Genomic DNA, 10,192 nt, shown 5'->3' on the forward strand with positions numbered 1-10,192 from the left:
ATGAAAACATCGACTTTAGCAATGGCCTTAGCGCTGGTCGCAACCCCGGCGCTCGCGACGACCGAAGCGGTTATGCACCGCGATCCTGGCTGCGGATGCTGTGTCAAATGGGCGGAGCAAGTTCGCAAATCCTTCGGACGAAGCGTCAGAATCGTCGACGATGCCAATCGCCCTGCATTGCAGCGGCGGGTCGGCCTGCCGCCGCAGCTTGCGTCTTGCCACACCGCCTTCATCGACGGCATGGCTTTCGAGGGCCATGTTCCCATCGCCGACATGAAGCGCGTCCTTGCTGCCAAGCCCAAGGGTGTGCGCGGCCTCGCGGTCGCGGGAATGCCGATTGGGTCGCCGGGGATGGAAGTGCCGGGCGTGAAAGCGGATCGCTATGCAGTAGTCGCCTTTGGTAATGGCAAGCCGTTCGTCTACGCGCGGCATTGATTGCCTCTGGTCTGCAGCCAAGAGAACGAAGCGACGCCACCGCTCGGTCAAGACCAAAATGTCGGAACGGGCTGATCTGAGCGACGTGATGCCTTCATTTCGTTGGACAATCTATTCGCTTGACCTTGGACCGGGGTCCAGACCGCATATCCTGCGATGGAGGTGATTCGTGCAAGGCATAAGCATAGGTTCACTGGCTCGCTCTGCGGGAGTTCGCATCGATACCGTTCGGCATTACGAACGGATTGGTCTGATGCCCGCACCGGCTCGGACCGATGCGGGATACCGATCATACGGAGCAGAGGACCGCGAGCGTTTGCGCTTCATTCGGCGCGGGCGCGATCTGGGCTTTACGCTGGCGGAAATTGGCCAGTTGCTTGCGTTGAAGGCAGACGCGACGGCATCCGCCGCCGATGTGCTTGCTTTGACCCGGGTAAAGATCGCCGATCTGCGGGCGCGTATCGAGGATCTTTCGGTCATCGAAAAAGCGCTGACCCGGTTGGCAGACGCTTGTCCGCCCGACGCGCCGATCGACGATTGTCCGATCCTGCTGCACCTATTCGCGGTCGCGTATCCTGATGCCTCACGTCTCGGCACCTCCGCATCGACGAAGGAGTAGGACAATGGACATGAAAACCTGCATCAACCAGTGCCGCGCATGCGAGCAAGTCTGTCTCGAAACGCTGGCACATTGCCTTCAGCAAGGCGGGAAACACGGCGAAGCTGTACTGATCAATGCACTGCTCGACTGTATCCAATTGTGCGGCAGCTGCGCCGACCTGATGACGCGAAACTCTCCACTTCACGCCGAGCATTGTCTGCTTTGCGCCGAGGCCTGCCGCCGTTGTGCCGAGGCTTGCGAAGCGGTTGGCGGTTCTGAAATGAAGCGCTGTGCCGAGGCCTGCCGGGCCTGTGAACGCTGCTGCCGCGAGATGCACAATCATTGCTAAATCATGTCGGCGAGGCCCGGTAATGCGGGCCTCGCCGGATTATTCAAACAGGAGACTATCATGATGAAATCAGTGTTTTTAGGGCTGGCATCCAGTCTGGCATTGGCGAGTATGTCGCCTTTCGCTACGAGCGTGGCCGCACAAGGTCTGCAACACACATTTTTGATGCGCGGCCAGGTTGTTGACGTCGGCGGAGATGGTCTTGTCGTCTGCATCGGCCGAGAGGATGGTGCACAACCGGGGCAAGTGCTCGACGTCGTTCGGGTCAGCGCTGATCTTGGCCCACGTGCACGGACCTTCCGCCGCGACAAGGTCGGGCAAATTCGCATCGAGCACATTGTCGATGCGCATTTTGCTCATGCAACCCTCATATCGGGTAGTGCTGAGAAACACGACCTGGTGGAATTACGTCGCGAAAAGAAACAATAGCTTCGGTGACTTCGTAGCAACGACTTGGGGCGACCGGTCAGTGTTGCCGCGCTCTGCGCACTCTGACCGGGCCAAACCGCGAAGAAGGCACCGTGTTGAACGTGGTGGCTAGTATCAAACCGGCGGTGCAAGCCGCTACATAGGTATGAAGCATCGCGCGCAATTATGATGTGCGGAGAGCCGACGATTGCCCTTCGCGCTCACCCGCAAACAAGCCGTCATTCTTCAACCGTCCGCAATCGCGCGCGCTTGCCGATACGCGTAAGGCGGCCAAAGGGAACCATTCGCCCCCTGACGACTTAACCTGTCTCGCCGGCTTTCTAGGAGACGACCGTGAAGAGACATCTTTTGGCTCCCGCGTTATTGCTGACTCTGACCGCACCCGCCTGTGCCGAGCAGAAGGACAATCAGGCACAAGCGCAGCCCAGCACCGGCGTGAACGCGCAGGCTAAGGCCGATCCCGCCAACCCCTACATGCCCGCCGAGATGGCGATGCATGACAAGATGATGGCCGCGAAGGGCGCGGATGACGGCGAAACCTGGACGCGCAAGATGATCGAGCATCATCGCGGAGCGCTAACCATGTCGCAAATCGCGCTTAAGGAAAGCGATGATCCGATGGTTCGCCAGATGGCCCAGAAAACCATCGACATGCAGACCAAGGATATCGCTGAACTCAACAAGATGCTGACCGACAAGGGCTTGGCAGCGCAATAGGAAACACGATCATGCACCACCAATCATCCGAGATGCAGAACTGCATCGACGCCTGCCAGACCTGCCACATGACCTGCCTGCAAATGGCCGCGACGCACTGCCTCGAAATGGGTGGAGCTCATGTAGAGCCGGCGCACATGCGGCTGATGCTCGACTGCGCCCAGATTTGCGCGACCGCCGCCGACTTCATGGCGCGCGGCTCGGCGCATCATGCCCATATTTGCCGCGAGTGCGCCGAAATTTGCCGAGCCTGCGCCGAAAGCTGCGACCGGCTCGACGGGATGCAGGACTGCGCCGACATCTGCCGCCGCTGCGCCGAGAGTTGCGAGGCAATGGCAAGCGAGGGAGCATGACGTCGAAAGGGCAGTTGGCGCCACATGACAATCACTTGACAGACTTTGATGGCCTCCTCTCACCTTGCCTTTCCTAAGCGTTACTTCGTGACGAGGTCTTTTGACGACCAATGAATGTGTCCGATGCGCCACTTGCCGGCGACGCGACGAAGAATCATCGTTTCGACCGAGCGGAGGTTGATGGCTCGTCCGCGATAGGTTCCGGCGACAGTTTCGACGCTTGTGACCCACGCTGCATCGCCTGCATCCCCGTGAGACCGGCTGGCGAGGGTGCGTCGAACCGCTGCACTGAACGCGGCATCGGCAGCAAGATGGTGGCTGGCATATTCGGCGCGGTTGCGCTCGACGCCGCCTGACTCGAAAATCAGCACATCCTCAGCAAGAAGATCTAGCGCGGTGCGCGTGTCGCCCTTGGACAATGCGGCATGAAAGGCGTCGACAGCGGTCGCCGGTGCATTGGCCGCCGACACAGCGTTGACCTGAGCAGTTGGACTGTGATCGGAGCTTGAATTTGCAGCAGCGATCTGTGCCATGGCGGCCATAATGGCCAGAGCTGCCTTAGTTGCACGCCCGCCCCTCAACAATACTTCCCTGTCTTTCGTCATCGTTTTTTCTCCGATCCAACCGATCTTCACTCCATCACCATCGGCGACAGCATACCGAGGACCGCCACCAACCCGAGAACCACGAACCCGAGCGCGAGTTCGCGTGTCAAACTGCGGCAGAGTGTGGACAGTGCGACACTGTGATCGCCGTCAGTGTCGACGCCTTCGACAACGCTGCGTCGGCTGGTCCGGGCGTTATGCGCGCCAAAGGCGAGCATTAAGCCCACAACCGCGATTTTGGCTGCGAGTAATTGACCGTAGGCGGTCGTAAAGGTGGTCGCGCTGTCTTCGATGCCGAAAATCATCTGGGCATTGATCAGGCCGGTAATCGACACAGTTCCGACCAGTGCCACGCCGAGTGGCGCAAAGCCGTGCAGGACGACAAGCAACTCTTCCGCTGACATCCGTTCGGGGTCGCGATGGGCGACAACCGAAAGGTGCAGGAACCAGCCGATCGCACCAAGCCACAGGCCGCCTGCAAGCAAGTGTATGCCGTTACTGATCCGATGGGCTAAACCGAGCATACCCTCGGTTGCAGCCGCGTGGCCGCTCCACCCCAGGGTCATAAGCGCCGCTCCCAAGCAAAGCGCGGCGATCAGCCCCCCGGCCCCACGCCTCACTAATAAAGCTGCAAATGCCGCAATCAGCAGAGCGGTGCGCAGCAAAAACGCCCAACCCATGTCCGTGCTCAGCGTCATGGCCTCGATCATCGGCCATTCCAGCGACACCAGGGGCTGGCCCATCATTGCCGCGATCGAGGCAAGCATGAGGATGGCGGAAACGACGGGTGCGAGGCCGGCCGCGATGAGCGTGAGGTTCTTGCCGTATTCCGCGTCGAGCCAGCGCGCGGCCCGCAACCCGGTAACGCGGAAGGTGATCCAGCCAAAGAGCCCTAGAAGCAGCACATATTGCAAAAGCCGCAGTGCAAGCTGGAGCCAGTCATCCATTCGCCGTCGATCAGCTGACGGTGAAGCTGACAGTGCCCTTCATGCGGTGGCCGTCCGCCCCCGCCGCCTGCCAACGCACATCGTAACTGCCCGCACGCAAGGGCTGCTTAAGCTTCAGCGTCATGGTCTTGTTGCCGTTACTCCAAGCTGTCGTGAAATTGCGGATCACCATCTCGCCGTGATTTGGCATCCCGGGCATCGCCGTCATCACGATGCTGGCGGCAGCGGTCGGCGGCAACAGCGCTTCGCTGAATGTGAGCGTGAGGCTTCGAGGCGCTTTGACGCTCGCGCCTTGCGCAGGTGTCGAGGCAACGACCTTGGTGTGCGCAAGCGCAGCCGTCGGCGCGGTGAGCGGGGCTGCGAGCAGTGCAGCAACCGAAAAGAGAGTAATGAATTTCATAGTATCTTCCTTCATTTCAAAACCAGAAACGGATGCCGACGACATAGTTGGTGACGCTCGGATCCTCGCCAGAGGCACGGGCAAAGGTTGCACTGCGCCCCAGCTTCCAGCTTTGCTCGACCCCGACATAGGGCGCGAATTCCTTGACGATCTCGTAGCGCAGCCGAACGCCGACCTCGACCTTGTCGATACCGGCACCGATGCCGAGACGGGGAATGTTCTGCGCCGCTAAATTGACCTCGGCGCGCGGTTGCAGGATCAAGCGTTGCGTAATGCGCTGATCGAGTTCGGCTTCAACCCGTGCGGTAATGTCCCCACGGTGGGAAACGAACAACGCAGCATCAACTTCGTAGAGATAGGGTGCCAAGCCTTGAACGCCGATGACACCATAGGTCGTGTTTGGACCGGCGATATCCTGCCGCACGCCTGCCTGAAGATCGAAAAAGGGCGTGATCGCGCGCGAATACAGCGCCTGCAATTCAAAGTCCTCGACGCGCTCGCCGAACGCTCCTTCGCTCTCGCTCTTGAACCAGAACCGGTTGGTCGGCGTGCCGTAATAGCCTTGAACGTCCCACAAATAGCCGTCGCGGCCCTTGCGCGCTTGAGTCTCGAAGCGATCGCCCTGAAACCAGAAGACCGGAAAATCACCATGTGTGCGGCGCAGCTCGTAACGCGATCCTCGCATCGCTTCGGCACCCCAGATCGCATCGGCGGCGCGCGGCGGACCACTTCCGGCTTCGGGCGGGGGCGGGGTTTCCATATCAGGCCCAGGCGATGCGTCAGCGCTTTCCGTAGTGCCGTGGTCCATCGAACTATGATCCATGCCGTCCATAGTCTCATCCGGTCCCGCTGACGGAACGGACGGGGGCATGGTGTGACCCGCGTGCGGATCGCTCGCGGGCGGTGTTGCGACCGGAGCGGCAGGCATCACATGGCCCGCGTGCGGGTCTGCCGGAGCGGGCGCAGGCGCCGGGGACGCCGCAGGCTTGGGAGCCGGTGCTGGCATGGGCATTGTGTGCCCCTGGTGCTGCGCTATCGCTGGCGTTGCGAACAGAGCCGTGACAAGCGCAGCGGTTGAAAGAAGGTGCCGCATGGTCATGCGCCGCCTTTCGGACCCATGACGGTCACGGTCTGCATCATGCCGCCGTGCATGTGATACATGAGGTGGCAGTGAAAGGCCCAGTCGCCGGGCTCATTGGCGGTCAGGTCGAAAGTCGCGCTCGCGCCCGGCTGGACGATGACGACGTTCTTACGCGGTTGCTGCGCGGGCATCTGCCCGTTCACCAGTTCGAAGAACATGCCGTGCAGGTGGATGGGATGCGCCATCATGGTGTTGTTGATCAGCTTGACCCGCACGCGTTCGTTCCAGGCAAAACGGATCGGGACGTCGCTAACGGCCGAATACATCCGCCCGTCGAACGACCACATATAGCGTTCCATGTTCCCGGTCAGGTGAAGCTCAAGGAGGCGCGACGGTTCGCGTGTGTCCTTGTTAGGCTCGAGCGCCGCGAGCATCCTGTAGTTGAGGACGCGGTGCGGAACGTCGCGCAGGCCGAGACCGGGATCGCCAGTCTTATCGACGGGCGACATCGACACCATGTCGACCCCCGGTCCGACCTTCACGTCGGGCGGCAGCAGCGACGTATCACGCATGTTCATACCGTCCATGCTTATCGCGCCCGTTGCCGCGCCCGCGACGTTATCCGCAGGCGCGCCATGCCCCATTGCTGCATGATCGACAGCTTCTGCTCCAGTGGTGGGCGCGTTGTGACCCATTGCGGCATGGTCCACCGCGGCCACCCCTGCATCTGCGGCGGGCGCAGCTTTTGTCATCGACCCGTGGCCCATTGCCGAATGGTCCATACCGCCCGACCCGTGGTCCATGCCCATGTCGCCCATCGTTAGCAGCGGCGGATCGCGCAACGCCGGAACGGTGGCGCGCGCACCCGGTCGGCTGGCCAACATGGCGAGTGCCATTCCCGACCGATCCATCGACTCACCGACGATCGCATAGGCTTCAGCGCTGCCCGGCTCGACAATCACGTCATACGTTTCGGCGGTGCCGATCTGAAACTCGTCGACCTCGACCGGACGGACGTTCTGGCCGTCGGCACCGATGATCGTCATCGGTAATCCCGGAATGCGCACGTTGAAAAAGCTTTGTGCCGAGCCGTTGATGACCCGCAGGCGAATGCGTTCACCGGCGCGGAACAGATATTCAAGGCCTTCGGTTGGGCCATGACCATTTGCGAGAAACGTATAGGTCGGCGCGCCGATATCCATAATGTCGGTCGGCGGCATCCGCATCTCGGCCCACATGCGGCGCTCGGCACCGGAAAGCTTGTAACGGTCGGTCCAGCTCGTCAGCTGACGATTAAAATAGCCTTCGCCAGTCCGCAGCCGATTCATGATGAAATGCGGGTCGAGCGTCGTGAAGTCACTCAGCAAAAGGATGTAATCGCGGTCGTAGGCCACCGGCTCGGAACCCGCTGGATCGATGACCAACGGACCATAATGGCCCTGCTGTTCCTGCAAGCCCGAATGACTGTGATACCAGTAGGTGCCCGCCTGACGCACGGGGAAATCGTAGGTGAAGGTCTGCTTCGGCTTGATGCCCGGGAAGCTGACGCCCGGCACGCCATCCATCTGAAACGGAACGAGCAGACCGTGCCAGTGAATCGAGGTATCTTCGCGCAGATGATTGGTGACGTTGAACTTGACGTTCTGCCCCTCGCGCAGCCTGATCAGCGGGCCTGGCACACTGCCGTTCACGGCACGGCCGATGCTGCGGCGGCCCTCAATGATACGCAGCCCATCGCGCACCGCGAGATCGATGACCTCGCCGCGCACTTCGTCGAATCCAGCGCGGATCGTCGCGGCCCCACGCCTGGACACGCCGTGCCCACCGCCATGTCCTCCTATGCTGTGTCCCTGTGCCCAGGCCGGCATCGCACTGAAGGCGGAAGCAGCGCCGAGACCCGCTATAAGGTGGCGTCTTGATAGATTTATGGTGCTCATGACGGTGATTACGCGCGGCGCGCACGTCTCCCTCAAATTTGCTGTCGATTGATATTGTTGGGCTGGCAACGTGTCAGAAGCCCATCGTGTGCGGCCCAAACAGCATCCATAGCGCCATCGCGACCATCATCACATTCTCGGTGAGCGAGACGAAACCGAGTGGCACATTGCTGTCCCCGCCGACGCAAGCACATTTGAGTTCGCGCTTGTCGATATAGACTGCCTTGAACACCGACGCCGCGCCGACACTGCCAATGAACAGCGCGACCGGGATCGAGAGCCAGTTGAGTGCGCCTGCCGCCATCAAAACGCCCGCCAGACCTTCGGCGAACGGATAGATACGCGAGTAAGGTACCCAGCGTTTTGCGAGAAGATCGTAGTTCAAGAACATCGTTGCGAACTTCTCGACATTCTGGAGCTTGGGCGCTTCGAATTGGGGGTTGGCTTGGGGTGGGTAATGATCCCACTTACAACCACTCCGACTGCTTTGGGAAGTTCCCCTTCCCTGCCGACGTTCCCGAACCACTCAAGGACAAAATCCGCACTGAAGCCAAAGCGCTCGACGCACTTCGGAAGCGGGTGCTGGCTGAACACGAAGATCTGACCCTAACCAAGCTCTATAACATACTCGAAGCTCTGCGCGAGGGCCGCGTGCTCACCGAGGCCGAGCGGGATATGCATGACCGAGGTCTCATCACCCTGATCCGCCAGCATCACGACACCATAGATTCACTTGTAGCGCAGGCATATGGCTGGCCCACCGATTTGTCCGACGCGGATATTCTCACCCGCCTGGTCGAGCTCAACAAGGAACGCGCCTCCGAAGAAGCCAAGGGGCTGGTCCGCTGGCTGCGGCCCGAATTTCAAGCGCCAGACTATCAGACACCAGTCACTCAATCGCTCGACCTGGGCGAGGTCGCGCCGGTCATGCCCGACAATGTCATCCCCTGGCCCGGTTCGCTTCCCGAACAGGTCAGTGCTGTCCAGCAAGTCCTGTCTGCCGCAGCGGCGCCGCTTGCCCCGCAAGACGTCGCCCGCGCCTTCAAGGGTAAGCGCGCTTCAACCGTTCGTCCCGTACTGGATGCGCTCGCAGGCATTGGCATGGCGCGACGTCTTAAAGATGGACGATATGCAGCATGATCCGCCTAGACTACAGGTTTTAGGCATCTCACTCTTCAAGATTGCGCACAAACAGTATAGGTAGGACGGAGAGAAAAAAGCCGCGAAATCCGCCATTTTTCTGGCCTAAACCTTTTTGGACGCAGTTTAGGTGAAAAGAGATGAAAGCCGTTCTGAGACAGATTTTGGGGCTCTCGCCGGTCTGAACGGTTTAGGCGCCCATGCAAAAACGGCGCAGAACTGCCCGATTTGGAAGCCCCAATTGGTACTGTTCTTTAAATTTCAATTAGATAGTGGCGGAGCGTAGTCGCCCCGGATCCAACCTTCTTTTGTGGATGCCGCTCGGTTTGCAAGGATTTTCTGAACCTATGAACGCGTGATCGAGTGCGGTCTTTTGTCCGGCCTTTCGTTGCGACCTTTTTGGATGTCGCTGGCCGTGATGGTGATGCGCGGATCAAGTCCCAATCTCTGGGGCGAGCTCGAAGCTCTGAGAAGGTTCCTGGTTTCTTGACCCGGATCAGATCGATCATTTGCCCATGCGGTTCATGCCTTCCTTACAACCCCAACTGTCCAATACCGATCAAAGCCGCTGAATGATCAGGCGACACCCACCAGTACCGGATTCCTGTAATCCTCTTGCCTCGTAAGCATGGCCCAAATCCCACGAGCCATTTTGCCAGCCAAAGCCATGGCAACAAGCATGCGCGGTTTCCGGGACAACATGCGAGCAAGCCATGTTCCTTCCGCTGCGCCCTTACGTGATGCCCAGTTCACGACAGCCATTGCGCCTGTCACCAGCAGACGGCGTATATCGCGCTGTCCCATTTTCGACGTTTTGCCGAGACGCTGTTTGCCGCCGCTGGAGTTTTGTCGCGGCACCAAGCCAAGCCATGCCGCAAAATCGCGGCCTCGTTTGAACTGGTCCATTGGTGGGGCGAAAGTCTCGATTGCCAATGCACCAACCGGGCCAACACCCGGCATGGTTTGCAGGCGTCGGGATGTTTCCTGCTCTTTCGATATCTTGTCGATCCGCCTTTTGAGATCTTCGATCGAGGCCGTTAATTGTGCAATGTGATTGAGCAAGGCACTGCATAAATCTCGCGCCAGTTCCGGCAGGTCTGTGTTCGGGTCATCGACCACTGCCTCGAGGCGTGACAAATAACCAATACCTTGGGGCGCAATGTACCCGAACTCATATAGGTGGGCACGTAAAGCGTTG

13 protein-coding genes and 1 pseudogene are annotated in these 10,192 nt (G+C 59.9%); 7 read left to right on the top strand and 7 right to left on the bottom strand.

Annotated features, from left to right (window positions below):
* From RQP55_RS11825 to RQP55_RS11850, 6 genes are all read left to right on the top strand, one after another.
* Positions 1-435: a DUF411 domain-containing protein gene (locus RQP55_RS11825; protein ID WP_315610401.1), complete on the top strand. Its 435-nt coding sequence runs from the start codon at positions 1-3 to the stop codon at positions 433-435.
* A gap of 169 nt (positions 436-604) precedes the next feature.
* Positions 605-1,054, top strand: a complete 450-nt coding sequence (locus RQP55_RS11830) for a heavy metal-responsive transcriptional regulator (protein ID WP_315610402.1) — start codon at positions 605-607, stop codon at positions 1,052-1,054.
* Between the two features lie 4 nt (positions 1,055-1,058).
* Positions 1,059-1,385, top strand: a complete 327-nt coding sequence (locus tag RQP55_RS11835) for a four-helix bundle copper-binding protein (protein ID WP_315610403.1) — start codon at positions 1,059-1,061, stop codon at positions 1,383-1,385.
* 60 nt (positions 1,386-1,445) lie between these two features.
* Complete coding sequence (locus RQP55_RS11840; protein WP_315610404.1) at positions 1,446-1,814, top strand: hypothetical protein; 369 nt, start codon at positions 1,446-1,448, stop codon at positions 1,812-1,814.
* Positions 1,815-2,147: 333 nt separating this feature from the next.
* Positions 2,148-2,531 carry a DUF305 domain-containing protein gene (locus RQP55_RS11845; protein WP_315610405.1) on the top strand — a complete coding sequence of 128 codons (384 nt, stop codon included), beginning with the start codon at positions 2,148-2,150 and terminating at the stop codon, positions 2,529-2,531.
* An 11-nt stretch (positions 2,532-2,542) separates the two neighbouring features.
* On the top strand, positions 2,543-2,884 hold the full coding sequence (locus RQP55_RS11850) for a four-helix bundle copper-binding protein (protein ID WP_315610406.1): 342 nt from the start codon (positions 2,543-2,545) through the stop codon (positions 2,882-2,884).
* An 80-nt stretch (positions 2,885-2,964) separates the two neighbouring features.
* On the opposite strand, the gene RQP55_RS11855 is transcribed toward RQP55_RS11850, so the two are convergent.
* The 6 genes and pseudogenes from RQP55_RS11855 to RQP55_RS11880 all read right to left on the bottom strand — a co-directional run.
* Positions 2,965-3,519: a YybH family protein gene (locus RQP55_RS11855; RefSeq protein WP_315610407.1), complete on the bottom strand. Its 555-nt coding sequence runs from the start codon at positions 3,517-3,519 to the stop codon at positions 2,965-2,967.
* Entirely contained in the window at positions 3,516-4,436 is a 921-nt protein-coding gene (locus tag RQP55_RS11860) for a CopD family protein (protein ID WP_315610408.1), read from the bottom strand. The genes RQP55_RS11855 and RQP55_RS11860 overlap by 4 nt, the downstream gene beginning before the upstream one ends.
* A 10-nt stretch (positions 4,437-4,446) precedes the next feature.
* A complete protein-coding gene (gene copC / locus RQP55_RS11865; RefSeq protein WP_315610409.1) occupies positions 4,447-4,836 on the bottom strand; it encodes a copper homeostasis periplasmic binding protein CopC in 390 nt (129 codons plus the stop codon).
* A 16-nt stretch (positions 4,837-4,852) separates the two neighbouring features.
* Positions 4,853-5,659, bottom strand: coding sequence for a copper resistance protein B (locus RQP55_RS11870; protein ID WP_315610410.1), 807 nt, complete (start codon positions 5,657-5,659; stop codon positions 4,853-4,855).
* Between the two features lie 272 nt (positions 5,660-5,931).
* Entirely contained in the window at positions 5,932-7,854 is a 1,923-nt protein-coding gene (locus tag RQP55_RS11875; RefSeq protein WP_315610411.1) for a copper resistance system multicopper oxidase, read from the bottom strand.
* A 73-nt stretch (positions 7,855-7,927) separates the two neighbouring features.
* Positions 7,928-8,275, bottom strand: a pseudogene (locus tag RQP55_RS11880) (MauE/DoxX family redox-associated membrane protein); the annotation flags it as partial.
* 29 nt (positions 8,276-8,304) lie between these two features.
* Here RQP55_RS11880 and RQP55_RS11885 point away from each other — a divergent pair.
* Positions 8,305-8,994, top strand: a complete 690-nt coding sequence (locus RQP55_RS11885) for a hypothetical protein (RefSeq protein WP_315610413.1) — start codon at positions 8,305-8,307, stop codon at positions 8,992-8,994.
* A 576-nt stretch (positions 8,995-9,570) separates the two neighbouring features.
* On the opposite strand, the gene RQP55_RS11890 is transcribed toward RQP55_RS11885, so the two are convergent.
* Positions 9,571-10,192 (bottom strand): IS110 family transposase (locus tag RQP55_RS11890; protein ID WP_315610412.1); only part of this gene is annotated, 622 nt, incomplete at its 5' end.

The sequence above is a fragment of the Novosphingobium sp. APW14 genome (assembly GCF_032337075.1).
Lineage (GTDB): Bacteria > Pseudomonadota > Alphaproteobacteria > Sphingomonadales > Sphingomonadaceae > Novosphingobium.